The 24,339-nt window shown below is 54.3% G+C and carries 28 protein-coding genes, 2 pseudogenes and 1 riboswitch; of the genes and pseudogenes, 15 read left to right on the top strand and 15 right to left on the bottom strand.

Annotation, left to right across the window (positions count from 1 at the left end):
• A partial coding sequence (locus CPT76_RS14435; protein WP_483870049.1) for an Ig-like domain-containing protein occupies positions 1 to 405 on the top strand: 405 nt, incomplete at its 5' end.
• Between the two features lie 35 nt (positions 406 to 440).
• On the top strand, positions 441 to 1,259 hold the full coding sequence (locus tag CPT76_RS14430; RefSeq protein ID WP_105443397.1) for an endonuclease/exonuclease/phosphatase family protein: 819 nt from the start codon (positions 441 to 443) through the stop codon (positions 1,257 to 1,259).
• Positions 1,260 to 1,412: 153 nt separating this feature from the next.
• Here the strand turns inward: CPT76_RS14430 and CPT76_RS14425 are convergent, their stop codons facing one another.
• From CPT76_RS14425 to CPT76_RS14415, 3 genes are all read right to left on the bottom strand, one after another.
• Positions 1,413 to 2,237 carry a carbohydrate ABC transporter permease gene (locus CPT76_RS14425; RefSeq protein WP_105443396.1) on the bottom strand — a complete coding sequence of 275 codons (825 nt, stop codon included), beginning with the start codon at positions 2,235 to 2,237 and terminating at the stop codon, positions 1,413 to 1,415.
• Between the two features lie 14 nt (positions 2,238 to 2,251).
• Complete coding sequence (locus CPT76_RS14420) at positions 2,252 to 3,166, bottom strand: carbohydrate ABC transporter permease (RefSeq protein ID WP_234489277.1); 915 nt, start codon at positions 3,164 to 3,166, stop codon at positions 2,252 to 2,254.
• 84 nt (positions 3,167 to 3,250) lie between these two features.
• Positions 3,251 to 4,372, bottom strand: coding sequence for an ABC transporter substrate-binding protein (locus CPT76_RS14415; protein WP_234489205.1), 1,122 nt, complete (start codon positions 4,370 to 4,372; stop codon positions 3,251 to 3,253).
• Positions 4,373 to 4,694: 322 nt separating this feature from the next.
• Here CPT76_RS14415 and CPT76_RS14410 point away from each other — a divergent pair, with 322 nt between their 5' ends.
• Together CPT76_RS14410 and CPT76_RS14405 are read left to right on the top strand one after the other, a co-directional pair.
• The gene (locus tag CPT76_RS14410) at positions 4,695 to 5,612 is read left to right on the top strand and encodes a L,D-transpeptidase family protein (protein ID WP_374954677.1); all 918 of its coding nucleotides are present in this window, start codon (positions 4,695 to 4,697) and stop codon (positions 5,610 to 5,612) included.
• 158 nt (positions 5,613 to 5,770) lie between these two features.
• Positions 5,771 to 6,310 (top strand): GrpB family protein, encoded by a 540-nt coding sequence (locus CPT76_RS14405; RefSeq protein ID WP_181152851.1) that lies wholly within the window; start codon positions 5,771 to 5,773, stop codon positions 6,308 to 6,310.
• A gap of 9 nt (positions 6,311 to 6,319) precedes the next feature.
• Here the strand turns inward: CPT76_RS14405 and CPT76_RS14400 are convergent, their stop codons facing one another.
• From CPT76_RS14400 to CPT76_RS14395, 3 genes are all read right to left on the bottom strand, one after another.
• Positions 6,320 to 6,508, bottom strand: a complete 189-nt coding sequence (locus CPT76_RS14400) for a hypothetical protein (protein ID WP_105443392.1) — start codon at positions 6,506 to 6,508, stop codon at positions 6,320 to 6,322.
• 130 nt (positions 6,509 to 6,638) lie between these two features.
• Positions 6,639 to 6,989 carry an MFS transporter gene (locus tag CPT76_RS39690; protein ID WP_258168455.1) on the bottom strand — a complete coding sequence of 117 codons (351 nt, stop codon included), beginning with the start codon at positions 6,987 to 6,989 and terminating at the stop codon, positions 6,639 to 6,641.
• Positions 6,983 to 7,867, bottom strand: a complete 885-nt coding sequence (locus CPT76_RS14395; protein WP_258168453.1) for an MFS transporter — start codon at positions 7,865 to 7,867, stop codon at positions 6,983 to 6,985. Before CPT76_RS14395 ends, CPT76_RS39690 begins: the two co-directional genes overlap by 7 nt.
• A 157-nt stretch (positions 7,868 to 8,024) precedes the next feature.
• Between CPT76_RS14395 and CPT76_RS14390 the strand changes: the two genes are divergently transcribed.
• From CPT76_RS14390 to CPT76_RS14365, 8 genes and pseudogenes are all read left to right on the top strand, one after another.
• Positions 8,025 to 8,855: a helix-turn-helix transcriptional regulator gene (locus CPT76_RS14390; protein ID WP_089546845.1), complete on the top strand. Its 831-nt coding sequence runs from the start codon at positions 8,025 to 8,027 to the stop codon at positions 8,853 to 8,855.
• Positions 8,856 to 9,125: 270 nt separating this feature from the next.
• Positions 9,126 to 9,989: a glycosyltransferase family 4 protein gene (locus CPT76_RS14385; protein ID WP_258168452.1), complete on the top strand. Its 864-nt coding sequence runs from the start codon at positions 9,126 to 9,128 to the stop codon at positions 9,987 to 9,989.
• 15 nt (positions 9,990 to 10,004) lie between these two features.
• Positions 10,005 to 10,577 (top strand): class I SAM-dependent methyltransferase, encoded by a 573-nt coding sequence (locus CPT76_RS14380; protein WP_105443390.1) that lies wholly within the window; start codon positions 10,005 to 10,007, stop codon positions 10,575 to 10,577.
• A gap of 48 nt (positions 10,578 to 10,625) precedes the next feature.
• The gene (locus tag CPT76_RS14375) at positions 10,626 to 11,741 is read left to right on the top strand and encodes a class I SAM-dependent methyltransferase (RefSeq protein ID WP_105443389.1); all 1,116 of its coding nucleotides are present in this window, start codon (positions 10,626 to 10,628) and stop codon (positions 11,739 to 11,741) included.
• 44 nt (positions 11,742 to 11,785) lie between these two features.
• Complete coding sequence (locus CPT76_RS39685; RefSeq protein ID WP_258168448.1) at positions 11,786 to 12,166, top strand: glycosyltransferase family protein; 381 nt, start codon at positions 11,786 to 11,788, stop codon at positions 12,164 to 12,166.
• A pseudogene (locus CPT76_RS42090) lies at positions 12,144 to 12,239 on the top strand (hypothetical protein); the annotation flags it as partial. The gene CPT76_RS39685 and the pseudogene CPT76_RS42090, both read left to right, overlap by 23 nt.
• A 54-nt stretch (positions 12,240 to 12,293) precedes the next feature.
• Positions 12,294 to 12,485, top strand: coding sequence for a hypothetical protein (locus tag CPT76_RS39680; RefSeq protein WP_258168446.1), 192 nt, complete (start codon positions 12,294 to 12,296; stop codon positions 12,483 to 12,485).
• Between the two features lie 64 nt (positions 12,486 to 12,549).
• Positions 12,550 to 13,305 (top strand): glycosyltransferase, encoded by a 756-nt coding sequence (locus CPT76_RS14365; RefSeq protein ID WP_105443388.1) that lies wholly within the window; start codon positions 12,550 to 12,552, stop codon positions 13,303 to 13,305.
• Between the two features lie 140 nt (positions 13,306 to 13,445).
• Here the strand turns inward: CPT76_RS14365 and CPT76_RS14360 are convergent, their stop codons facing one another.
• Entirely contained in the window at positions 13,446 to 15,872 is a 2,427-nt protein-coding gene (locus tag CPT76_RS14360; RefSeq protein WP_258168443.1) for a glycosyltransferase, read from the bottom strand.
• Positions 15,873 to 16,282: 410 nt separating this feature from the next.
• Between CPT76_RS14360 and CPT76_RS37400 the strand changes: the two genes are divergently transcribed.
• Positions 16,283 to 16,837, top strand: a complete 555-nt coding sequence (locus tag CPT76_RS37400; RefSeq protein ID WP_181152850.1) for a hypothetical protein — start codon at positions 16,283 to 16,285, stop codon at positions 16,835 to 16,837.
• A 268-nt stretch (positions 16,838 to 17,105) separates the two neighbouring features.
• Here the strand turns inward: CPT76_RS37400 and CPT76_RS37395 are convergent, their stop codons facing one another.
• From CPT76_RS37395 to CPT76_RS14315, 7 genes and pseudogenes are all read right to left on the bottom strand, one after another.
• Complete coding sequence (locus CPT76_RS37395) at positions 17,106 to 17,495, bottom strand: glycosyltransferase family 2 protein (protein ID WP_181152849.1); 390 nt, start codon at positions 17,493 to 17,495, stop codon at positions 17,106 to 17,108.
• A gap of 214 nt (positions 17,496 to 17,709) precedes the next feature.
• A complete protein-coding gene (locus CPT76_RS14340) occupies positions 17,710 to 18,117 on the bottom strand; it encodes a hypothetical protein (protein WP_105443385.1) in 408 nt (135 codons plus the stop codon).
• A gap of 310 nt (positions 18,118 to 18,427) precedes the next feature.
• Positions 18,428 to 18,925, bottom strand: coding sequence for a preQ(1) synthase (queF, locus tag CPT76_RS14335; protein ID WP_076167270.1), 498 nt, complete (start codon positions 18,923 to 18,925; stop codon positions 18,428 to 18,430).
• Between the two features lie 100 nt (positions 18,926 to 19,025).
• Positions 19,026 to 19,751, bottom strand: coding sequence for a 7-carboxy-7-deazaguanine synthase QueE (gene queE, locus CPT76_RS14330; RefSeq protein ID WP_105443384.1), 726 nt, complete (start codon positions 19,749 to 19,751; stop codon positions 19,026 to 19,028).
• The gene (queD, locus tag CPT76_RS14325) at positions 19,748 to 20,233 is read right to left on the bottom strand and encodes a 6-carboxytetrahydropterin synthase QueD (protein ID WP_105443383.1); all 486 of its coding nucleotides are present in this window, start codon (positions 20,231 to 20,233) and stop codon (positions 19,748 to 19,750) included. Before queD ends, queE begins: the two co-directional genes overlap by 4 nt.
• Positions 20,230 to 20,897, bottom strand: a pseudogene (queC, locus tag CPT76_RS14320) (7-cyano-7-deazaguanine synthase QueC). Before queC ends, queD begins: the two are co-directional and overlap by 4 nt.
• 128 nt (positions 20,898 to 21,025) lie before the next feature.
• Positions 21,026 to 21,069: riboswitch (PreQ1 riboswitch) on the bottom strand.
• A gap of 52 nt (positions 21,070 to 21,121) precedes the next feature.
• Positions 21,122 to 22,057, bottom strand: coding sequence for an AraC family transcriptional regulator (locus tag CPT76_RS14315; RefSeq protein ID WP_076167260.1), 936 nt, complete (start codon positions 22,055 to 22,057; stop codon positions 21,122 to 21,124).
• A gap of 126 nt (positions 22,058 to 22,183) precedes the next feature.
• On the opposite strand from CPT76_RS14315, the gene CPT76_RS14310 reads away from it, so the two are divergent.
• Both CPT76_RS14310 and CPT76_RS14305 read left to right on the top strand, forming a co-directional pair.
• Positions 22,184 to 22,921 (top strand): sugar phosphate isomerase/epimerase family protein, encoded by a 738-nt coding sequence (locus tag CPT76_RS14310; protein WP_163873271.1) that lies wholly within the window; start codon positions 22,184 to 22,186, stop codon positions 22,919 to 22,921.
• Between the two features lie 44 nt (positions 22,922 to 22,965).
• On the top strand, positions 22,966 to 24,087 hold the full coding sequence (locus CPT76_RS14305) for a Gfo/Idh/MocA family protein (protein WP_105443382.1): 1,122 nt from the start codon (positions 22,966 to 22,968) through the stop codon (positions 24,085 to 24,087).
• A 31-nt stretch (positions 24,088 to 24,118) separates the two neighbouring features.
• On the opposite strand, the gene CPT76_RS38365 is transcribed toward CPT76_RS14305, so the two are convergent.
• The coding region (locus tag CPT76_RS38365; protein WP_219845425.1) for a hypothetical protein at positions 24,119 to 24,339 on the bottom strand (221 nt) is incomplete at its 5' end.

The raw sequence follows: 24,339 nt of genomic DNA, 5'->3' as shown, positions 1-24,339 counted from the left end.
CGATTTGAAATATCGGATGCCTTGACAGGTGTCGATAACGCGAAAACGGAAGTCCTGCTGGATGGAAAAGTTCTGACGGATGTAAAAGACACGCCAATGTACGAGCTGGCTCTGGGAGCGCATACGTTCACTGTTAAAGCCAGCGATTTGGCGGGGAATACGAGCGCAAAGTCCGTTGATTTTGAAGTGAAAACAAGCAACGCGGCTCTCGAGGAATTGGTTCAGCGTTTCGCAGAAGCCGGCTGGATTGACAACAAAGGAATTGCGAATAGCTTGCTGAAAAAGCTGCAGAATCAAAATGTAAGCAGCTTTATCCATGAAGTCAACGCTCAAAAGGGAAAACATGTATCCACCGACGCTGCGGAGTACCTGCTTCGCGATGCGGAATCGCTTCTTCATGAATAGAAGTCGTTATCTAACCTTTGAAGGGAGAGTTAATCATGAAAAAACACTTCATCACATCGATCGTCAGCCTGCTGATCGTATCTTTGTTCTCAACGAGCGCCATGGCGGCTGGTCACGGGACTGGCAAGGAAATTCGCACAACCGTGATGTCGTACAACATACATCATGGCGTCGGTTTGGATGAACAGCTTAGCCTGAAACGAATTGCGGATGTGATCCGGGATTCCGGCGCGGAGATCGTTGGCCTTCAGGAAGTGGACCGGTTTTTCGGAGAGCGGAGCGACTTTCAGGACCAAGCCAAGGAATTAGCAGGCTTGCTCGGCTATCACTACGCGTATGGCGCCAATCTGGATTGGGAACCGGCGGAAGGCCAGACGAACAACCGTCAATATGGAACTGCTATCCTGAGCAAGTATCCGATCCTCCGCTCTGACAACGTGCTGCTCAGCAGCTTCGGCGATGAGCAGCGGGGCGTTCTGCATGCGGTGGTCAATTTACGGGGAGTTCATGTGGATGTGTATAATACGCATCTGGGACTCGATGCCGCAAGCCGGAAGGCGCAGGTTCAGGAAATCGTTAACCTGGCTTCCACGGTGAAGGGACCAAAGCTTCTTATGGGCGATTTTAATGCGGAACCCGACAGTCCGGAATTTCAGGCTCTGTTAGACAGCGGCTTATTCGTCAACAGCTTTCAAGGCGTTGGGGATGCCTATACGTTTCCGGCCGACCAGCCGTCCGAAACGATCGATTACATCGTAACGTCGCCTGAAGTTCAGCATTCGAATCAACGGGTAATCGCCACGGAAGCTTCAGACCACCGGCCGATCGCTGTCGACGTCGTGTTCAAGCGTTAATGGCACCCTGATATGCTTGCTTATAAAAAGCGTGAAAACCCGCCCGAATGGGCGGGTTTTCCTTTTTCATTTTGCAATGCTTCTTTTGACAGAAGCCCGCAGTTTATCGGGACCAGCATCAGACTCCCTTTTCCATAAGTACAGGCAAGCCCGTCAGCTTTTGATCGCCCCGGCTGCGATGTCGGAAATAAACTGCTTGCTGACAAACAGGAACAAGATGATGAGTGGAATGACGGCGAGCAGCGTGCCCGCGATGACCATCGCATAATCGGTCACATAAATTCCGTTCAGGGAGGAGAGCGCCACCTGCAGCGTAAATTTACGCTCGTCGTTTAGAATGATCAGCGGCCAGAGATAATCGTTCCAGGAACCGATGAAGGTGAACGCTCCCAGGAAGGACAACGCCGGGCGAAGGATCGGGATCGCGACGTTCCAATAGAGCCGGAAGAAGCCGCAGCCGTCGATGCGGCCGGCATCCAGCAGTTCGGAAGGAACGGATTCCTCCGCGTACTGGCGGATCCAGAAAATGCCGAAGGCGTTGGCCATGCCGGGAATGATCAGCGCCTTGAAGGAGCCTACCCACCCGAACTTCGCCATGATGACGAAAGAAGGAACGAGCGAGAGCTGCGACGGCGCCATCATTGTGGCGAGCAGCAGGACAAACAGCCACTTTTTGCCGGGAAACTTGAATTTTGCAAACGTAAAGCCTGCCAGAGAATCAAAGAACAGGACCAGTAAGGTACTGCAGCAGGCTACAAACAGCGTGTTGAGAAACGCGCCGAAGAAATCGATGTTCTGAAACACCCGCGTTACATTGCTGATGAACTGCGTCCCGAACCAGAACTTGGGCGGGAAGCTGTAGATTTCCGCCGTGGTACGTGTAGCCATGACGGCCAGCCAGTAAAAAGGAAAAATGGAAACGATGAGTCCGACGATCAATCCGAAATACAGCAGGATAGAATACTTCCTTTTAACCATGCTTATCACCCCGTTTATTCATCTTTGGCACCGCCGCCCTGAACTACCCGCCAGTTGAAGATCGAGATGAGGGCAATCAATATGAACATGCCCCAGCCGACGGCCGAGCCGTAGCCGAAGTAATTGTTCACGAATGCCTCGCGGTACAGGTAGAGAACGATCGTCAGACCTCCGCCGCTGACGCCGCCGTCGTTGCCGACGAGCACTTGCGATTCGGTGAAAATCTGCATGCCTCCGATGGTTGAAGTAATGACGGTAAAAAGAATGATAGGCCGTAAATTCGGGATTGTGATGCGGAAAAAGGACTGGATGCCGGTGGCTCCGTCAATTTTGGCTGCCTCATAGAGGACCGTAGGTATGCTCTGGAGTCCCGCCAAATAAATGATGGCATTGTAACCGACCCAGCGCCAAATGACCATGATAGATACGGCCAGCTGGATGCCCCAGGTTTTGTTCAGCCATTCCACAGGGGAAATCCCGAACAGGGAAAGGAAATAATTCAAAAGTCCGTAGTTGTTGGAGAATACGGTACTGAACACAATCGCCACCGCAACGAGTGAAGTGACGTTCGGCAGAAAGTAACCGATCCGGAAGAAGGTACGGAACCGCACGAACGACGCATTCAGCAAAAACGCAATGATGAGCGCGAAGAACAGCATCGGAATGGTCGAATAAATCCAGATCAAAAGTGTGTTGCCGACCGCCTTCCAAAATTCCGGATCGGTGACCATGAACTGATAATTGTTCAGACCGTTAAAGGTCATGACGCCGATGCCGTCCCATTTTTGGAAAGAAAGATACATCGAGAACAGGATCGGGAACAAGCCGAAGACGGCAAACAAAATATAGAATGGGGAGATGGCCAGGTATTCTTTCCGGTGCTTCCATATTTCAGACCCCAATCTCCGCTTCCGCTCCGGCGACTGCATGGAGCTGCCGGGATCGAATTGAGTTCGCTTCTGTAATGGTTGACCCATAAGACTCTACCTCCATTGTCGGGATGGTATGACCGTTTAACGCAGCAGCTCCTTTTTCACTCTGGATAGTGCATCGTTCCATGCCTTATCCGGGTTTTTGCCCTGAAGGGCGACCGATGACAGCTCGCGGCTCACGATGCCGTTCAGGTTGGCGTATTTCGTGCCGAAATAGGAGGGCTTCACGTTGCGCGCGGACTCCGTAAAAATTTCACCGGTAGCCTGCCCGCCGAAAAAGTCCTCTTTCTGCTTCATGACGTCCGAATCGAGCGCCTTGGAGGCGGATGGGAACAAGTTAAGTTCCTTGAAGCTGGTTACCTGGTTTTCGGGATTCAGGAGCCAGCTCATCACCTCAAAGGATTCTTTCGGGTATTTACTCGTTTTCATAATAGCGAGGAACGAGCCGCCGTTGTTGCCGTCTCCGCCCGGAGCTCTCGCGACGCGCCATTTACCCGCCGTATCCGGGGCCGCGTCCATCAGGATTTGCTTCGCCCATACGGCGCTCACGAAGGAAGCGATTTTGCCGTTGTTCATCGCGGCGTTCCACTCGGAGGAGAACGTGCTGGCATTGGCGAGCAGCCCCATTTGAGAGGCTTTGACAGCCAGGTCCCATGCCTTCTTCATGGAGGAGGAAGGATCCTCACCGATGAAATTTTCATTTCTATCAAAATAAATTTTATCCGACTGCGCATTGACCTGGCTGTAGACTTGGCCGATGTTGTCCAGCAGCTTCACCTTGCCGCCGAGCGCCTTCTGCAGCTTCTCGCCTGCGGCGAAATAGTCTTCCCAAGTGCCCATCATCTGATGAACCTCTTCCGGATCGGTCGGGAGCCCCGCTTGCTCGAACAGGTCCGCACGGTAAAACAATGCGGTCGGGCCCGTGTCGATCGGCATGGCGATCATTTCGCCCTTCGGCGTGACCCCAAGCTGCCATTTCCAGTCCAGGTAGTCCCCTTCGATGTCCTTCGCTCCGAGATCATACAGGTTGTAGAAGCGGTCGGCGCTTGGGAACAGCTCGGTGACCCAGTCGTTAAAGGCGACGATATCCGGACCGCCACTGCCGGCAGCCAGCGTCGTTTTCAGCTTGGATTTGAAGTCGCCCCCGATTTTTTGGGCGTTGATGCGAATTCCCGGAAACTGCTTCTGGACCGCGTTGATCAAATTATCGTCCAGACTCCGGTTCCAGTACCAAAGAGTAAGCGTTTTCACTTTGCTATTAGATGAAGACCCGCTAGAACATCCGCTAACCATGAAAGCAACAAGCAATAAACACGTTAATAAGATTCGGTATTTTGCCATCGTTTTCGGCCTCCCATCGCGGCTATATGGTACTGCAGCAGCATCATCACTCCTTTAAATCCCTAAAATGTGTCCGTTCTAGGAACATTATAAACGCTTACAAAACATTTTGGAACCGCTTGCTTGAAATTAGACGGTCGTAGGACATCGCCCCCGCGCCATATATTGAATATGGGTTTACCATCTGAAGGGAGGGAGTTCGCCACTGTCAGTCCGCAGCCTTTATCGCCGTTATGCCGCGGCAGCACTCGTTCTAGTTCTGTCCTTTTGCTGGATGTTTCCGGCCGGGGCCGAGGCAAAAATCGCCTCGCAAGACCTCATTATCGTCAATAAAAAGACGAATAAACTGGCATATTTTAGCAGCGGAAAGTTGGTTAAGGAGTTCAGGGTGGCGACGGGCAAGTCGCCAGACCTGACGCCGGAAGGAACGTTTGAAATCGTCAACAAGATTAAAAACCGTCCCTATTACAAGGAAAAGATCCCGGGAGGCGATCCCCGCAATCCGCTCGGTGACCGTTGGATCGGCCTCAATGTCAATGGGACGATGGGGACGACGTACGCCATCCACGGCAACAGCAACAAAAACTCAATCGGAAAGTACGTCAGCGCGGGATGCATCCGCATGTACAATGACGAGATCCACTGGCTGTTCGAGCAGGTGCCCCTGCATACGATGGCTATTATAACAACCTCCAGCCAAAGTTTTGAAACGATCGCCCGAAATCACGGCTATGCGGTGGGTGTGCAGTCGTTTGACGGTAAGCTAGTAGTGAATGGAAGGGAAGCTCAGCTGAAGCAGGATTTGATCATGGTCGATTCCCGCATTTATATTCCGCTTCGCGCTTGCTTCGAGCTGTTGGGCGGGACGGTTGAATGGAACGCCAGCACCCAAACGGTGACGGTCTACACGGGAAATCGCAAGATTACCCATAAGGCGCTCTCCGGCAAGGCTGTCGTGAACGGCAAAACGGTAAACATCACCGCCTCCCGGTTTCAGGGGAATTCGCTGATGCTTCCGCTTCGCAACATGTCGGAAATATCTGGTTACTCGGTCGTGTGGGACGGAGCCTCCAATACGGTGAACCTAACAACGGGCAAATAAGCCCGAGCCGCGCGCATGCGCGGTTTTTTTGTGCTGTTAGCCAGGGAAAAACAGGGTTGGAACTGCCGGCTGGGGTGTGTATGATGGAAAGGCACGGAAGCGGTCGCAACTTAGGGTCCGGCCGTTGGGTGGCAAAACATACGAAAGAGGTGTGCGTGATGGACTGCGTAATCGAAATTGTGGATTATTTGCCGGAATGGGCGGAAGGGTTCGCTATGGAGAAAGAACGGCTGTCCGGAATAGCGGGCTTGGATGCGGTCGTGTTCGAGCATGTCGGCAGCACGGCCATTCCCGGCCAACAGGCCAAGCCAGTGGTCGATATGTTCGTGGGCGTGAATCCGTTCCGTCCGGCTGCTTATTACAAAGACCTGCTGGATCCGGCCAGCTATTCTTACGTTGAGACCGGGATGCGCGGAAGGCATTTATTTGCCAAATCGACAGAGGGAATCTGGACGCACAATGTTCATCTGATGCCTTATGACGAACAGTTCCATACCCGCAATGAAATTCTGCTCCGCGATTACTTGCGCCGCCATCCGGAGCTCGTAGAGGAGTACGGAGCCATTAAAATGCAGGCGGCACGAAGCGCTGAATCGATGAATGCTTACACCCGGGCCAAAACGGCATTTATTCAATCGGTCGTCGATGCGGCCAGAGAGGAGAAAGGGCTTCCCCTGGAAGACGTATGGGAAGAATAAGCTGCCTGTTTACGCCCGGACGGCCCGATGAATGATACGGACAAGTTCGCTGCTGTAGGTCTCCAGGTCGACCCTGCCGATGACCGCCGGGTTCAGCATGTATTCCCCGATCGCGCCTTGAATCATGTTGGACATGACGGAAAGGTGAAAGTCCCCGAAAACGCCCTGCTCCTGACCCTCACGCAGGATAGTACCCAATGTCTGCAGCAGAGGGTCTTCCTCCTCCTCATCAAGCTTGTCATATCAAAATGGAGGAAGTCAATCCGCGCCGGCCCGCAAGCAAAAAAACGTGCCAACGGAATAAAATTCCTGGCACGCTTTTTGACGATTAGCGGTTTCGAGACGAACTGGTTGATGTGCCCCCGATATAGAGGAAAACGAGCACGCTTCCAGCCAGGCACAAAATGCCTGTCAACAGCAAGGAACTCATGACGCCATGGGACAAATCGGGGGCTGCGGCCATGAGGACGCCGGGCAGCGCCACTCCCAGCGTAGCGCCGAGCTGACGGAAGGCATTCAGCGCGCCGGAAGCCGTTCCCGTCTTGCCCTGCGGCGCTGCACTCATCACGACGGAGACGAGCGGCGGCAGGATGAATGAGATGCCGCAGCCGATCAGCGCAAGTGAAATCCCGGTGGGAATATACCCTATATCTACAGGAAGGGGAGCCTGGATCAGCATTCCGGTGCATGCCAGGAGAAATCCTGTACCGATGGTGCGTGCTGCTCCATACCTGCTGATCTGAACAAGGACAGGGGCAGCATCGGCGAATGGCTTCGCTTTTCGAGCCAGACGAACAAGCCGATCAGCAGGGCGGCGGCGGCAAACAGAACAAGAATGACGGGTGATCCCCACCCGAGGTCTTCGCTTTCCATAAAAGCGCTCGTCAGTGCCGCAACGCCCAGCAGGCCGGCAAGCTGACCGGCCGGATCCATGCCGGACGGTGCGGGTTTCCGGGCCGAAAAGTTAACGTTCGCCCATGTACATAGCCAACTGAGGATGCCTACGGGGATATTCAGCAGAAAAATGCTCTGCCACCCCAGGGTGTCGACCAGAATGCCGCCGATGATCGGACCGGCGGCAAGCGCCAAGCCCGACACCGCCGCCCAGATGCCTAGCGCCTTGGTCCGGCGGGCGGGGTCCGTAAAGGTCTCCGCAATGATCGTCAGGGAAGACGGCAGCAGTGCCGCTCCGCCGATGCCGAGCAGCGCACGGAAGCCGATCAGCCAGCCGATAGCAGGCGAAACGGCGCAGAGGACCGAAGCCAGCATAAACAGGACAATCCCGCCCAAGAATACGCGGGCTGCCCCCAATCGATCGGCCAGCGCACCCATGCCCAGCAGCATGCTGGCAAATACCATCGTATACGCGCCCGTTACCCAGCTCATTCCGCTGAGTCCGCCGCCCAGCGCTTCCCGGATGGCAGGGAGCGCGACCGTGACGACCGTCGTGTCTAGCAGCACGATGAAGTAGCCAAGGGACAGCCCTGCAAGCAGCCAGGAAGACCGTTTTCTTTGGTTGGCCGGCTTGGTCCCGGCCGTGATGGATGTTCCATTCATTCCATAACCCCTCCTATGATCTTTTTCAAACCCATCGATGTGTTGTATAGTGTATATTCAGAAGAAACGGGGATGAAGAGAGCGGTTTATCCTAGGAGTGGTACTCCTAGGTATCGGTCATCTTGCCCACTTCGGATAGAAAATGGAGGGTCTTTACATGGAGACAACGCATCAGCGTACGAGCCAGCTTGCCGAATTTTTGCAGACCCGGCGGGCCCGTCTGACTCCGGAACAGGCGGGTCTCCCCGGCGGAGGGAGACGAAGAACGCCCGGCCTTCGGCGGGCGGAGGTGGCGCTGCTTGCTGGCGTGAGTGTCGATTGGTACACCTGGCTTGAACAGGGAAGGGACATCTCTGTGTCCACTCAGGTGCTCGAGAGCATCGCCAGGGCGCTGCAGCTGGATGAGAATGAAACGAAGCATCTGTTTCTGCTGGCTTCGAGACTTCTGCCGTTTCATTATCAGCAGCCGGAAATGGCGATCAGTCCGCTCCTGCAGACATTCCTGGACGAACAGGGGGAACATCCGGCGTTTGTGGCCAATTCCCGCTGGGATATCGTCGGCTGGAACAGGGCGGCACGGCTCGTGTTCGGCGATTATGAGCAGATGACGGTCAGGGAGCGGAACTCGGTTTGGAGAATGTTCGTTTCTCCCTATACGAAGGAGCTTCTGGGCGAGGGCTGGGAGAAAAACGCCCGGCTTCGGCTCGCCCAGTTTCGTGCGGGATACGGACTCAATGTCGAGGATCCATGGTGGAGCGGGATGATTGAAGATTTGAACAAGGAAAGCGAGGAATTCAGGACATGGTGGCCCCAGCATGATGTGCTGAACGTCAAGGAAGGCCGAAAAAAAATCTACCATCCGCGCGTGGGGCTGCTTGAATTCAGCCATATTACGTTCCAGGTGGAGGATTCTTATGATCTTCGTGCCACGGTGAACCTGCCATACAATGACGAGACCATACAGAGAATGAAACAGCTGCTTCAATAATGAGCAAAAAGGCAGAAACCCATGCGGTTTCTGCCTTTTTTTGCTGAGTCGGTCCCATATTTTGCCCCCTCCCGTAACTCGCGGCTCTGCGCTGGAATATGATCGTATAGGACGTAATTCAGTTACGGCGGCTGGCGGGCTATATTCCAGCCAGAAGCCTGACAGGAGGCGAGGACGGTCGAAAAGCATCTGCTTATTTACGATGTCGACTGGTGGATCCTGGGCAAGACGGCCAAGATCATTCAACAGCATCATCCCTGCCTGGATATCATGTCCGCCAAACAACTGGAGGAGAGCATCGGGAGCAGGGGCAGCGAGGCGCTGAACCGGGAATATTCCCGCATCTCCGCCATGTGCCTGGGCCTGGCGGCATTTGCCATCTTTAAGCATATCCGGATCGATTCATCCGCTGCGGTTTCCTATTATTATTTCAGCAAAAATTACGACACGTTCCGTGAATGGGCTGACAAGCCGGAACCCGATCCCGATTTTCTGCGCCTGGTGATTCCCCGCATCGGCTCGATCGGGTCGATGAATCTGAAGCTGACCGAATGCCTCGCAGCGATGGCACCGGCTGCTTCCGTCCGCCATATCGGACACTTTGTCGACCATGTGCTGTTCCATCCCGTTCCTGCGGACGGGGAGCCCTTGGAGCAGGAAGGCCGGCCGCTCGTCATCGGGTGGGCGGGAGATCCGGGAAAGGCATCCAAACGTTATGCGGCTCTGTACGAGCCGATCAAAAGTCATTTTGCCGGCCGGCAGGAAGTGCGTTTCGTTGAAACGGCAGGAGCATATGCGCATGAAGAGATGCCGCGCTTCTATCGGGATATTGACCTGCTACTGATTACGTCGGCGAATGAAGGGGGCGGAGCGACGGCGCTAGAGGCTTTTGCCAGCGGCAAACCGGTGTTGTCCACCAACGTCGGATACGTTAAGGAAGCGGCTCATCCCAGCGGGCATCATTTAATTTTGGACCGCGACGATCCCGGGGCATTTATCCAGGCCATTGATGGCTGCCTGCAGGAAAGATCGCGTTTATGGGAAATCGGGCGGATGTGCAGAACGGAAATCGAAGCGCGCTGGACCATCGAGGCAGGCGTGAAACGCTGGCTCGCCGTTTTGTTCGGAATTTAGGAGGTGAAGACTCACATGGGCACATCCAACTGGCAGAACCTGTCCTATTGCGTGGAACTCATCCGGCAGGCGGATCCGTCCAGCATTCTTGACATCGGGGTCGGGTTCGGCCGGTGGGGCATGCTCTGCAGGGAATTTCTAGATGTCTGGCAGGGGCGAGTCTTTCGAGAGCAGTGGCAGACGAGGATCGAGGGGGTCGAAGTTTTTCCGAAAAATGTGGACGACTATCATCCATACTTTTACAACCATATATATATTGGGGATGCCTACGAACTGATGATGAAACGGCAGCTTGGAGCCTATGATCTGATCATTGTGGGCGATGTCCTTGAGCATTTTGAGAAGGAGCGCGGGATTGGGCTGCTTGAAGCCTGTCTGAAGCAATGCCGCAGCCTGCTCTTGAACGTTCCGATTGGGCCTGATTGGCCGCAGGGCGCCGAATACGGCAACGAATACGAAACCCATCGCAGCGTTTGGACGGAGGAGGAGCTGGACCGGTATCCGACCGCCTCCAAGCGCATGTTCAAGGATTATATTCAGCGTGACTTTGCCACTTATTTGTTCCAGGGCCCACAGCCGCACGGTTAAAGGTCAGAGGCTTTGGTCAATATCAACACCGAATGGGGGAAGCGCCATATGACAGGGCATGATGCCAGCAGAGATTACGTAGTTACTGAAATCCCTGTGGAGCTGCTGTTCACCGAATTGGATGTTCGATCGGCCCGTACCGACCATCTGATCAAATCTTTTACTGACCGTTGGTACGAACACCATCTTCAGTATGCCGACATTTCCATCATGCGGCTCGTTCCGCACCGGGAGCTGTACCGTTCCTTTGCCGGGGAGCCGGGGGCTGCGCCGGATGCTTACCTGGATTGGTATGAGCAGATTCATGCAACTCGGGGAATAACCCCTCCAATGTCCCGCAAAGGGCTGTTGATTCAAAGACGGATGGAATACGAAAATATGCAGTCTGAGCTCCGCAGCGGATCGGACTTTTTTTTCGATCATCCGGTCAAAGTGAAATGGAATCCAGCCGGATATTTCAACGTTTTAGACGGACATCACAGAGCCTGTTTTTTGTACTGCCTCGGCTTTCGGAGGATTCCGGTCCGAATCCCGCTGCAGGATTATACGGTCTGGCTTCACTCCGCGGCAGCGGCTGACGTCGAGCAGACGATGCAGGGCCAGCAGCGAACGCTGATTTACACGCCGATCTTACACCCGCAGTTTTATGATATGCGCAGCGAGCGGGACGAGACATATCCAACGAGGCTTGACCATATTTCCCGGTTTTTGGGGCCAGGGAAGCTGAAAGGGCGGAGCGTCCTGGACATCGGCTGCAACATCGGTTACTATTCCAGGCATTTTGTCAGGGAAGGGGCGGACGTCACCGGGGTGGAACCGGATCCGTTCCACTATGCCCTCCTTCACAAGCTGAACGCGATGGAACGGACGGCATTTTCCGTCATGACGGAGCGTTTTGAAGAATCCGAAGCCGTGCAGCAATATGATATCGGACTGCTGCTGACCGTTTTTTATCACATGATGAAAGATCCGGAAGCTTGCAGGCGGTTTCTTGCCCAGCTGGACCGGAGCGTCTGCGGTCTGCTCTTCTGGGAATCCGGGGATGCCATTGAATCGGAGAAGAAGATGCTGATGGAGAATACCGGTTTTAAGCATTATGAAAAGCTGGCGGATACGTTCGGCACAGGGAAATACCGGGAACTCGGTGTTTTTCGAAAAGCATAGACCGGCAAGCCGGTTAATCTATCGGAAGCGGAGGTGAGATGTGGATGCATGACGAATTGTCCGTTCTGATCCCATACCAGCCGGACGGCGGGCCGAGGGATGAGGCGCTGTCCTTTGTCCTTCGGTTTTACAAGCATATTCTGCCCTCGGCGGACATTTGCATCGGGGAGATCGGCGCGGACGAACCTTTCAGCAGATCCAGGGCGATTAACCGGGCGGCGTCCCGGGCAAGCGGCAGCATCTTCATTATTGCCGACGGTGATATCGTCTACGACCCGCAGCTGGTGGCCGACTCGGTCCGCTGGATCGAGCAGGGGCGGTGGGTCATTCCGTTCAGCCGGATCAACCGGCTGACGCAGCGCATCTCCAGGTTGGTCATAGAGGGAGAAGCCATCTGGCCCCCTGGAAACCGAACCGGATACTAGAGATGAACATGCCGCCTTTTTCGTCGGGGGCTTAAATATTGTCGGCCGGGGCGCATTTGAACGGATTGGCGGTTATGATGAGCGTTTCATCGGCTGGGGAGGCGAGGACGAGGCTTTTGCTTATACGATGGATACACTGGTGGGCGAGCATATCCGTCTCGACGGAATGATGTACCATTTCTGGCATCCTTTCGTAGGTCCGCAGGGCAACCCCCATTATGAGCATAATTACAGACTTTTTGAACGATACAGAGCTGCTCGCGGAGACAGGGAGTCGATGAACGAACTGATTCGGGAAAAGCAAGCGGGTAAGCCCTGACTGTGAGGCGTTCCGTCGTAACAAGGGCAGCATGGGATGAAGAGGAAAGGAAGGAGCAGAATCTATGACATTATCGGTCATTGTCCCGATCCTGAACGAAGAGACCTTTGTTCCTTTGTATCTGGAGAGCGTGGCAGCCTTTGCCGATGAAATCATTATCGTGGATGGGGGAAGCACGGACGGAAGCCTGGAGCATATTGCCCGGCTGGAGACAAAGTATCCGATCCGGCTGTTTACGATGCCGCAGACAGGTCTTCCCTATACCGAGGACTGGAACGAATCGGAAGTACGGAACTTTTTGATCGGTCAGGCCACCGGAGACTGGATTATGAACCTCGATATCGATGAAATGATGGACGACGGGTTCCGGGATTTGCTGCCTGAGCTGATGGCGAACACCGCCGTTGATGTCTATCAATTTCCGTTTGTGAACTTTTGGAGGGATCCGAACACGATTCGGGTCAACAGTCCAGGGGATGAGCGCTGGTCCAATGACATCACCCGGATGTGGCGGGCCGGTAAAGGCATCCGTTACCGGGACGAGAAGCATCACTGCACTTTGGAAGCGGCCGGCGGAGCCAGCATTTGGAGCCTTCCGCGCGGACGGGCCGACGTTAACGTATACCATTACCACTATGCGATTGGCAAGCGGATCAAATATAACGACAACCGCAGAGGAGATGTCAATCTGCTGAACAATGTAGGGGAACCGGATTGGAATTACAGCCATAAAGAGTACCAAATTGCCACGGTCCCTTTTCATGGAGAGCACCCGGCCGTCATTCAGCGCTATTTGGAACAGCTGAATGGCAATGGTTAGAGCACTCCAAACCTTTGAAGCATGAAAAGAACTAAAGCCCTCACTGCCGAACCGGGAGTAATCCGGGATCCGGGTGAGGGCTTTATCGTGACATCCCTTTGCCTCAAAACGAATGACACAGCCATCGACGTAAAGGCCTATCATGCAAGAGACTGCTGAACGATCCGGGACGCTTCAGGCTCATCGTACAGCTGAATTTCCGGTAATTTGGCGGCCAGCGGCTCGAATTGACTAACCTGGTAGCATTTTCTATCCACCGCATAACGATCGGCATGAATCTCTTCGAACACCTGCTGCGACCCGCAATAAACGGCTAAATCAAAGCTGACCTGGCTGAACAAATCGATCCGGTTGGTCAAATACAGCCGGGGGCCGGCCTTGCGGATGCCGACGACGGGATGCTGAAGATATGTCAGCGTGTAGACAATCACAGTGCAATCGTCCCTTTGGGCCAACTGCTTCACCAGCTGCTGCCATCTTGCAGATTCGTCGTTCCATGACAGTTCTCCAAGCACCAGCACACGTTTTTCCCCAGGATGGAGAGCATCGGCCGCTTCCCGGACTTCTTCTGGGGTTACGGACAGGTTAAAGGGGTTCAGCGGACCTTTGGGCAGCTGCCACGACTTGCTCCATTTTGCTTCATAATAATGCTTGTTTCGTTCCCAGAGCGATTGATATTCCTGGCTTTTCAGCTTCTTGATCGTTGCGCTGCCGTGATGGTACACAAAGGCGTCTTCCACGATCACCATCCGGTAGCCCGCTTGCTTGACCCGTTCACAGTAATCGTCGTCTTCAAACATTCCGATGCCGTAATGGCGGTCCAGCTGCCCGATCTCTTCAAATGCGCTGCGCCGGATGGCCACACAGAAAAATCCGAGCAGTCCGGTTTCGCGGGTGCGTCCGCGGTAATTTTCATAAAACTCCTGCAGCCAGCCGGGATCCGCTCCTTGTACGGGGTCACCGATAAAAAAGTCAAGTGCCTGATCATTCCCTACGTGGTTGGACATCGGTCCGGTCATGGCGATATCGCTGTGTTCCTGGAACGGCCGGATCAGCTTGGGAATCCAGGTCGAGTCGGGGACGATCGTATCGTTATTAAGGAGAATCAGATATTCGCCGGTGGCACAGCTTGCTCCCAATGAGTTCCCCTCGGCAAACCCCAGATTGATGGGTGAAAAGACGGTCTGCACCGGTTTCTGCGCCAACGCCGCAAGCTGAACTCGGGTCTGATCGGTGGAGCCGTTGTCGACTACAATGATCTCCATGTTCGGATAGGCGTCTTTCCGAAGCAGGCTGTTCAGACACTGCCTTGTGAACGACCAGTTGTTATGGGTCACGATGACGATGCTGACCTTCGGAAAAATATGCTGTACAATGGCCCGATGCAGCATTTCGTATCGATGCCCCCACGTATTGCTCATGGCAAATTTACGCCGAAATCTCGCGGCTTCTGGCTGCGCCGCCTCGATGCTGAGCGTCCGCTCCACCGCCGCTTCGAACGCTCCGGGGGAATCCGCGATTTCCACCATGTCCGAAGCGATTTCGGTCAGCTCGGGCAAAGGGGTGGAAACCACCGGCTTGCCCGCCGCCAAATATTCATAGAGCTTGACGGGGTTTGTCGCCTGGGTCAAATTGTTCTGGACGAACGGAATGATCGCGCAGTCAAACCGGTGAAGATAGCCTGGAAGCTCCTCGTAGGGCTTCTCCCCGAGCAGCAGGACGTTCGGCAGCTGTTCCACCCCGGAGGTGTCGCAGCCGAACGTATGGCCGATTAAGGCAAAGGTCCATTCCGGCCTGTTTCGGGCCATCGTTTCAATCAAGCCGATATCAAACCAATCCGAGATCGCGCCGTAATAGCCGATCACCGGGCCGGTAATGCTGCTGAGTTCTGCGGGGGCGCTGTCCGCCCAGCCGGCGAAATGACTGACATCGGCCGCGTTGCGCACCAGAATCGAAGAGGGATTCAGCTCACGAACGCGCTGATGGAGCACTTGCGAGGAAGTGATCACCACATTTGCTTTTTGGATCAGCAGGTCTTCCTGATGAATAACGTCGGCATGATTGGTCGAAAACCCGGCATGATCGTCCATGCAGTCATACATGATGTTGTGCTGGTTCATCGCTGTAACAAGCGGAGTCCAAAACGGAAGGTCGACGATGTTTACATACGAGGTGACCGCAAATTTGGCAAGGACATGCTCCATTGACCATTTTAAATATTGGATATCCAAATCGTCCATTTGGTCCTGGTACAAGTTTAAACGTCTATGGGCACAGAGGGTCACCAGCCATATGTTCCGGTCCACCATTTTGAATTTGACATAGCGGCAGACTTCATCCCTGGCGGCACGCTCCTTCGAAATGGAGACGACGTCCGTCGTTATATAAAAAACGCGGTGACCTCGTGCGGCAAACTGCCGGGACAACTGCTGCGGACGCTGCCAGCGGAAATCCCAGTCAATAACGGGAAACCGGATGATGTCATAGGGTACCGCCGAATCCGGACCGGGTTTTGCTGTTCGAAGATCCTGTGAAGGCTCCATCGCAATAGGCACTGTGATTGGCAAGCGAGGGGGCGAATACGCCCCGAGGTGCTGCCCTGGAAAAGGCTCCATCGGCAGAGAATCGCGCGGTGAAGCAAGCGCGGTTATACGCGGGTCGAGGGCACGTTTTGGCTTGGATGAATGATTGCTTTTTGGTTTATCGGCCGCGGAGGCAGACAATGGGCGGGATGCCTTCCTGGATCGGTTCCTCGGTTTGTTCAAGCGTTATTCTCCTCCCTAACGTTTGTCTATGTACAAAATATGTGCCGGGTCAACTTTACGTTTGGGTATATCACCATATGAGCTGATCATTTTTAGGAGAATTGCCCGGGTAAAGGCTTACCGCTGGGCATTTTGATCAACTTCCACTTGGCCTGGTCCCCATCGTTATCTATTTACATATTGTACCAGTGACTATAAAGGAGGTAGGTCAAGTGAAATTGGTACTCATGAAAAAGCACAAGAAGGATTACGGTATTCCAGCACATCACAAAAAGAAGCGGCATTTCCATAAGAAAAAGCCGGGTTCGCTTCTGAAGCTGATCCATGATATCAAGCACCGGCTGTTAAGATTGAAGCAGCAATTTCAGAGCTTAACGGGCACCGTGGCGGAGCTTTCGGCCAGGGTAAGCACGCTGGAGCAGCAGGTCGCCACCCTGAACAGCCGCTTGGGCATTGGTCAAGGACCGGCACCAGGCCCAGCACCAGGCCCCGGACCGGCACCAGGTCCAGGTCCAGCCCCAGAACCGGGACCAGCGCCGGGTACTGGACCTACAGGCATCGTGGCCCTGCTCACACCGCGGATCAATACACGCGTCACGCTGGAAACGCCAGTGGGGACCATATTCGGCACTTTGATTCTGATTGGCGAAGATTATGTGCAGGTTCTTGAACAGGATGGAAGCAACGTGTTGATTCCGTTCCGCAGCTTGCTGGCCGTTTCAGTCCCATTGTCCCCGGCGTTCATCCAGCTCAGCCATTCCGGGTAATGATCTGCATGGCGGTGCGTAATGCTGTGCAGGCGGATTCGCCGATGGTACAGTGCCCTATTGACACGCAACAATTCGGCGGACCCCGACATTCTGGCGAGGATTTCGATATCTTCGTACAAACGGCCGCCGAACGGGGAATCCGTGCTCCAGCCGGACAACGATCTAAGCTTGGCTGTATTGAACATCCGCGGGGCGATGGGAATGCCTGCTTCGATTACACTGGCAGTAGAGAAAGGATGAATCGCGGTACGTACGCCCTGATAGATCAGCTGCTTGTTTTCCGTTCCTCCCATTGAACGTGATCGGCATATATAACGCCTGCCTGCATGTGCAGGCTAGCCTTGCTGTATAACTGTTCCAGGCAGTCGGGGGACAGCCAGTCGTCGGCATCGAGCTCGAGCAGCCAGCTTCCTCTCGCCATGGACAATCCCGAATTCAGAGCATGGGCCTTTCCCGAATTGCGTTCCAGCCGGCAGGTTCGGATGCGGTGGTCCGGATAAAGCGAATCCAAGATATGCTCCGTATGATCGGTCGACCCGTCATCGATGATTAAGAGTTCCCAATCGGGCAGCGTTTGCGCCATGACCGAACGGACAGCCCAAGGAATATAATCGGCATCATTATAAGTACATAACAGGACGGTTACCAGCGGCACTTTATGTGACGCGTCCGTCCTCGGCTCAACCTGGATCGGTGCAGCGAGCAGCGGACACAGCAGCTCCCATTCCTCACGCTTTTTTTGCCAGGGTAACGGGGAGGAGACAGCCGGAACCACCGGACAATTGCGGTTAGAAGTCCAGGTAAAAGCGGCGTTGAGCTGGTATTGTTTGTCTAACAGGATGTAGGATTCGAAAGGCAGCAGAGCTGGTCTAACAGGATGTAGGATTCGAAAGGCAGCAGAGCTGTTTCCGTGAAACCTGGTGATGGCGGTGCCATGACAGCGCCGTGCGCCAGATCAGCGGGCCTCTGGGCGGCTGGAACCGTTCGTGTCCGCCCTCATCTGGGATTGTGGGGCTGAAGAGGCAGCCGGCCGACGTTTCGGGAAGATGGCAAAGCTCTGTGCGCAGGAAGGCACCCATGCCCGGAAACAGCCGCTCCCCCGCGTGCAGCGTCAGAAAGTAGGACTCCTGGTACGAGGCAAGCTCCTTGTTCATCCGGGAACCGAGACTGCCATGTTCCAGCACGACGACATTCGAATCAGGGAGCTCCTGCTGTACGGAACTGGCGGTTGATTGTGCGTGGCGCAAGTGGAGGGAAGGCAGAATGAAGACGAGCATGGCGGGCTCCTTTCCGGAAAGTTTGCGGCAGCAGGTCTATCTTCTTTATGTGTTGTATATTCATGATCAAGCAAAGCACCGGTAGAAGCCGCTGGTATATCCTGAGCAAATCCGTCGTTAACATAGCGTATGTAACAATGGCCCAAGTGCCACTGAGAAATTGACAAATCGGCATGGCCGAAGGAAGAGCCGTAAAGAGGAAGAGTTAAGAAGAAGAGTTAAGAAGAAGAGTTAAGAAGACGGCCGCAGGTATACAAAGCAGCCGTGGGGGATCTCATCCCACGGCTGCTGCGTATATCCGCTTATCGCCTTAACGGTTGTCGATTTTCTCCGGATACAGGTCGTGGTTGATCATGCGCTGCTCCGCCCACTGCTCATACTTGGTGCCCGGGCGACCGTAATTGCAGTACGGATCGATGGAAATGCCGCCCCGCGGCGTGAATTTCCCCCATACCTCAATATAGCGCGGATCCATCAGCTTGATCAGATCGTTCATAATAATATTCATGCAGTCTTCATGGAAGTCTCCATGATTCCGGAAGCTGAACAGGTACAGCTTCAGCGACTTGCTCTCGACCATTTTCTGGTCGGGAATGTAGCTGATATGAAGCGTGGCGAAATCGGGTTGTCCCGTGATCGGGCACAGGCTGGTAAACTCGGGAAAATTAAATTTAACGAAATAATCGCGGTAGGCATGCTTGTTATCAAAGCTCTCGAGCAGCTCAGGGTCATATTGGAACACATACTTGGTCCCCTGGTTGCCGAGAAGCGTCAAATCCTTCATTTCGTGAGGCTGTCTTCCAGACATATCGTCATTCCTCCTGGATCGTTTCTAGTTTGTTCAATAGGAAATTGTTTTCAGCTGGCATCCGCCCGAATCTGCGAGCTTAAGGCTGCTGCAGATTTGGTCAAACGCCGCGCTTATTTCCCCACACCAGCGCGTGAAGCTGGGGCAGCACGCGGACCGCGTTCAGCTCGGGGGAAGCGACCACGACGTCGATGAGCCGCTCATAGCGGGCGAGCAGGTCGGCGGCATGGCCCGCGATATCCATCCGCTTCAGGTCGGGGTTGCCGACCTGAAGATACATCGGCGCCTGCGGGTATCGGGCATGGACTTTGGCGGCATAGGCCAGATCGGCATCGTCAAAGACGACGACTTTCAAGCTGTACGCATAAGCGACCGGTCTGGCCGCAAGCCGGGTCACGATGCTGTCCAGCATCTCCCAGTCGGTCTCCATGCCGGAGCTCGGCGGCTTCGGCGACAGTGTGACTTCGTGAATGTCGTCAAGCCAGTCCTGCCAGCGGGAGCCCTGGGTTTCGACTGCTATCCGGATCCCGTAGCTTTCCAGCAGGCTCACAAGCGAGCCGAGCTGGGGAAGCAGAGCGGGATTGCCGCCGGACAGGGTGACGTGGGAGAAGCGCTCGCCACCGATCCGCTGAAGCTCCTCCCAGATGTCGCCGGCACTCATTTGGCGGATGTCCGCCTTGGCACTGCCGTCCCATGTAAATGCGGAGTCGCACCAGGAGCAGCGGTAATCGCAGCCGGCCGTGCGCACGAACATCGTCTTCTGGCCGATGACCATGCCTTCGCCCTGAACCGTCGGGCCGAAAATTTCAAGCACGGGAATATTCATTCGTACATCCACTCCCGTCTCGCCTCGGCATAACTCGTCGGCGTTTCGAACAGACGGACGAATTCGGTCCGGCCGCCTTCGATTCGGTAATCCCCGCAGTTAAGCGCCTCTTCCATCCGCTCAAACAGCCAAACGACTATATTCTCGGCAGTCGTGTTCATCGGAGGCAGCGTTTCGTTCAAATAGCGGTGGTCCAAGGAGGGTTCGATCCGCTCCTTCCAGATTTGCTTGATCAGGCCGAAATCGGCGGTAATGCCGACCTCGTCCGGAAAGGCGCTGATCCCAAAAACGGCTTTATACGTATGGCCGTGCAAGTTTTTGCATTTGCCCTCATAGGCATGCAGGTGATGCGCGGCGTCGAAGGTAAACTCTTTGCTGACAAGCACCCTCTTATGATGATAGCGCAGGTCGGATGGCTGGATGTCTTCCCCCAGCTTTTGCAGCCGGTCCACGATGCGGAATTCGCCGGGAGTCTTGGTCATGGCTGCAGCGCCTCCGCCTTGGATTGAAGGTATTTATCAAGACCAGCCTTGCGCAGCCGGCAGGCAGGGCATTCGCCGCACCCGTCGCCGATGATGCCGTTATAGCAGGTCAGCGTGCGTTCACGTACGAACGGGAAGGCGCCCAGATCGTCGGCAAGCTTCCAGGTCTCCGCTTTGTCGAGCCACATCAGCGGCGTATGGATGCAAAGTCGTAGTCCATGGCGAGGTTCAGCGTCACGTTCAGGGACTTGACGAAAGCATCCCGGCAGTCGGGGTAACCGCTGAAGTCCGTTTCGCATACGCCGGTGACCAGATGTCTGGCGCCGGATTGCTTGCCCAGCACGGCGGCGAAGCTCAGGAACAGATGGTTCCGGCCATCCACGAATGTGCTGGGAAGTTCGCCTTCCTCCTGCGTGATTTCAATGTCGCTTCGCGTCAGCGCGTTCGGGGCGAGCTGATTGAGCAGGCTCATGTCCAGCACGGTGTTCTTCACGCCAAGCTCCGCGGCGATCGACTGCGCACATTCGATTTCAAGCCGGTGGCGCTGACCGTAGTCGAACGTAACCGTTTCGACTTCCTTGAACTGCCGGAGCGCCCAGAACAGGCAGGTCGTACTGTCTTGGCCGCCGCTGAACACGACGACCGCTTTTTCGTTTTTGAGCATAAAAAAACCTCTCCTTCATGATTTGGTCCGGAAGCGCAGGGCTGGAAAGCACCTGATCTCCGGCAGAAGAGAGAGGATTCTTGAACTGATCCGTAAAAAAACAAGCCCGGTCTTTATGGCCAAAGAGGGCAGTCTTAGTTTTTTATAGAGGGAGTTCGCGAACCTCTCCCGCGCGGGAACGCGCGGATTTTCTTCAATTAAGCGCAGGGTGCTGCGCCGGACTATTATATCATATCTTTGCGGATGAGGGAGTTTTGGATTTCAACATTTTCGCTGCTGACCTTTTTACGGAACTGGCTCGGCGAAATGTTCTTGTACTGCTTGAACTGCTGGATAAAGTAGCTTGAGCTCGAAAATCCCGTCTCCTGGGCGATTTCCGTCATGGTCATCTCGGTGGTCAGGAGCAGCTTCTCCGCCTCGGTAATCCGAATATAGTTCAAATAATTGGTAAACGTTTTGCCCATGATCGCTTTGAAGCGGCGCGAAAAATAGCTGTAGCTCAGGTTGCAGATCCGCGCGGCGGCCTGGGCGTTGATGTCAAAGCGGTAGTTATCGTCGATGTACTCGAACACTTTCTGCAGCATCTGGATGTCCATCTCCTTTAAGGAGTGGGCAACATCCCAATGGAGGCCGAGGTTTTTCGATTCGCGCAAAAACCACAGGAAGAGCCTGCAGATCAGCGTCCGGACCGCGAGCTCGAAGCCGTAAGACCGGGTCGTGAATTCGTCATAAATTTCGCGAACCAGGCCCGGGACGACCGTATCCTTGATTTCGGACTCGGCGAACATCCGCTGATTGTTCGATTCCGCCATCGTAAACGGCAGCACATACTTCGATTCGAATACGGTTCTGGACGTCGAGTACAAAATTTCAGGATCGAATTTAATGACAATATAAGAGACCGGCTCCCCATCCAGTGCATAGATGGAGTGGGTTTCATGCGAGTGGATCACGATCAGATCGCCTTTGCTCAGGGTATGGGACTCTCCTCCCAGGAACACCTTGGCTTTTCCCGTAAGAAAATAAAGTATCTCGATATACATGTGCCAGTGGGCGTGAACGATCCAGCGGCTGCCGGCGCTTTGATGGATCATGCATTCGTACGGATAGTGGATCGTCCCGATGGATGGGCGGTTCGACTCAAAATAAGGCTCGGTCATTTTCGCACGCTCCCGTTATACAATGACAAATATTTAATATATTAGAATAGGTTCATTGTATAACTTATCGAGGGATTTTGGTATCGTTACTTTGTATCAACGGAAGGGGTGCAAAGGATGGAAAAGGTGGCATTGCAGTTATATTCAATCAAGGAACTGACAGGAACTGATTTTCTCGGGACGCTCCGGAAGGTTGCGGAGACCGGCTACGATGGCGTCGAATTCGCCGGTTATTTCAATACTTCCGCTTCGGATCTGAAGAAAGCGCTGGACGAGTATGGCCTGCAGGCGGCCGGCAGCCATATCGGCGTATCCGAGCTGACGGATCACCTGGATCGGACGATCGAGTATTCGCAGGAAATTAATAGCGCTTACATCATCTGTCCCGGTCTTCCGGAGGAAATGAGAAACAGCGCTGACAGCTACAAGCGTACTGCGGAGCTGTTCAACCGCATCGGCGAACGCTGCAAGCAGAGCGGTATCCGCTTCGGTTACCACAATCACGGCATTGAATTTGAGAAATTCGATGGCGAATACGGGCTGGACCTGCTGGTGAACAATACGGACCCTGATCATCTGTTCATCGAGCTGGATACATATTGGGCGGAGCACGCCGGACTGCGCTCGGTGGACTTTATCAACAAATACAAAGAGCGCTGCGCCATTCTGCACATCAAGGATATGAAGAGCCTGGAGGACAAGCGGAATACGGAAATCGGTTCCGGCATCATGGATTTCCGTGCCATTACAGCGGCAGGCAAGCAGTACGGCGTCAACTGGTTTACGGTCGAGCAGGAGGAATATGAAATTCCGCAGCTGGACAGCATCGGCCAGAGCCTGAAGTATTTGCGGGAAATTTTGTAATAACAGGAACAATCCCAATTTATATACAAAAAGGAGAATGAGTCATGGCGCAAAATACGGATCGAGTATTGAAAGTAGCAGTCGTGGGCTGCGGAGGCATCGCCAACGGCAAGCACATCCCGAACCTGGTTAACCAGAAAAACGTGGAGCTGGTGGCGTTCTGCGACATCATCGAAGAGCGTGCCATCGAGTCTGCGCGCAAAATCGGCAAAGAGGATACGATCAAAATTTACACGGATTACAAAGAATTGCTGAAAGACGAAAGCATCGACGTCGTGCATGTGTGCACACCGAACAAATCTCACTCCTTTATTACGATTGACGCGCTCGAATCGGGCAAACACGTGATGTGCGAGAAGCCAATGGCCAAGACGGCCAAAGAAGCAAGAGCGATGGTCGAGACCGCCAAGCGGACCGGCAAGAAGCTCACGATCGGATATGACAACCGCTATCGTCCGGATTCCCTGACCCTCAAGCAAATTTGCGAAAGAGGCGACCTCGGCGACATTTACTTTGCGAAAGCGCATGCGATCCGCAGACGCGCCGTGCCGACATGGGGCGTGTTCCTGAACGAGGATGAGCAGGGAGGCGGACCGCTGATCGATATCGGTACGCACGCGCTGGACCTGACGCTCTGGCTTCTGGACAACTACAAGGTAAAGAGCGTCAAAGGCAACGTGTACTACAAACTCGGCGACAAGGAAAGCCCTGCCAACGCTTTTGGCCCATGGAAGGCGGAAGAATTTAAGGTGGAGGACTCCGCGTTCGGCTTTATTACGATGGAGAACGGCGCAACCGTCATTCTGGAAGCGAGCTGGGCGCTCAACACGCTTGACGTGGGCGAAGCTCAGGCTTCCCTGTCCGGTACGGAAGGCGGCGCGGACATGAAGGACGGCCTGCGCATTAACGGTGAGGACCTTGGTGTGCTTTATACGAAGAAGCCGGAGCTGAAGACAGGCGGAGTCGCCTACTTCGCAGGCAATTCCGAGAGCCAAGCCGGCAGAGAATGCCGTCTCTGGATCGAGAGCATTCTGAACGATACCGAGCCGATGGTTAAACCGGAACAGGCGCTGGTCGTAACGGAAGTTCTTGAGGCCATTTACGAGTCGGCCCGTACCGGCAAAACGGTATATTTCGACGACCAGCTTGTCACGGCCGAAGGATAAGTTCAGCCCTGCCATAAACAATACGCTACAATCAAGTACAACCGTCCGGCTGCTGCCGGGCGGTTTTTTCGTTGAAAGGCTCGTTCGCAGGAGAGCTATTCCCACGCAGCTGCCCCGGAGCAGCGGTGATGTACGGGTTAAGGCTGGATTCTTGGTTTCCGAGGATCCGGCTTTTTTTGCCTGAAGGGGATGCGAGGCTTGTCCCCAGAGGCGTCGTGTGTAGACGTTTGTACCTAATTTGTTGATCAATTT

The sequence above is a fragment of the Paenibacillus sp. AR247 genome (genome assembly GCF_002968895.1).
Lineage (GTDB): Bacteria > Bacillota > Bacilli > Paenibacillales > Paenibacillaceae > Paenibacillus_AQ > Paenibacillus_AQ favisporus.
Note: the sequence above shows the minus strand (reverse complement) of the source record. Positions and strands in the feature narration are given on the sequence as shown.

Bases quoted from the DNA above. Each gene is read 5' to 3' on its own strand.
- CPT76_RS14430 (WP_105443397.1), top strand. From the start codon at position 441: ATGAAAAAACACTTCATCACATCGATCGTCAGCCTGCTGATCGTATCT.
- CPT76_RS14425 (WP_105443396.1), bottom strand. From the start codon at position 2,237: ATGGTTAAAAGGAAGTATTCTATCCTGCTGTATTTCGGATTGATCGTC.
- CPT76_RS14420 (WP_234489277.1), bottom strand. From the start codon at position 3,166: ATGCAGTCGCCGGAGCGGAAGCGGAGATTGGGGTCTGAAATATGGAAG.
- CPT76_RS14405 (WP_181152851.1), top strand. From the start codon at position 5,771: ATGGACTGCGTAATCGAAATTGTGGATTATTTGCCGGAATGGGCGGAA.
- CPT76_RS39690 (WP_258168455.1), bottom strand. From the start codon at position 6,989: ATGCTGATCCAGGCTCCCCTTCCTGTAGATATAGGGTATATTCCCACC.
- CPT76_RS14395 (WP_258168453.1), bottom strand. From the start codon at position 7,867: ATGAATGGAACATCCATCACGGCCGGGACCAAGCCGGCCAACCAAAGA.
- CPT76_RS14390 (WP_089546845.1), top strand. From the start codon at position 8,025: ATGGAGACAACGCATCAGCGTACGAGCCAGCTTGCCGAATTTTTGCAG.
- CPT76_RS14385 (WP_258168452.1), top strand. From the start codon at position 9,126: ATGTCCGCCAAACAACTGGAGGAGAGCATCGGGAGCAGGGGCAGCGAG.
- CPT76_RS14380 (WP_105443390.1), top strand. From the start codon at position 10,005: ATGGGCACATCCAACTGGCAGAACCTGTCCTATTGCGTGGAACTCATC.
- CPT76_RS14375 (WP_105443389.1), top strand. From the start codon at position 10,626: ATGACAGGGCATGATGCCAGCAGAGATTACGTAGTTACTGAAATCCCT.
- CPT76_RS39685 (WP_258168448.1), top strand. From the start codon at position 11,786: ATGCATGACGAATTGTCCGTTCTGATCCCATACCAGCCGGACGGCGGG.
- CPT76_RS39680 (WP_258168446.1), top strand. From the start codon at position 12,294: ATGGATACACTGGTGGGCGAGCATATCCGTCTCGACGGAATGATGTAC.
- CPT76_RS14365 (WP_105443388.1), top strand. From the start codon at position 12,550: ATGACATTATCGGTCATTGTCCCGATCCTGAACGAAGAGACCTTTGTT.
- CPT76_RS14340 (WP_105443385.1), bottom strand. From the start codon at position 18,117: ATGCTCGTCTTCATTCTGCCTTCCCTCCACTTGCGCCACGCACAATCA.
- queF (WP_076167270.1), bottom strand. From the start codon at position 18,925: ATGTCTGGAAGACAGCCTCACGAAATGAAGGATTTGACGCTTCTCGGC.
- queE (WP_105443384.1), bottom strand. From the start codon at position 19,751: ATGAATATTCCCGTGCTTGAAATTTTCGGCCCGACGGTTCAGGGCGAA.
- queD (WP_105443383.1), bottom strand. From the start codon at position 20,233: ATGACCAAGACTCCCGGCGAATTCCGCATCGTGGACCGGCTGCAAAAG.
- CPT76_RS14315 (WP_076167260.1), bottom strand. From the start codon at position 22,057: ATGACCGAGCCTTATTTTGAGTCGAACCGCCCATCCATCGGGACGATC.
- CPT76_RS14305 (WP_105443382.1), top strand. From the start codon at position 22,966: ATGGCGCAAAATACGGATCGAGTATTGAAAGTAGCAGTCGTGGGCTGC.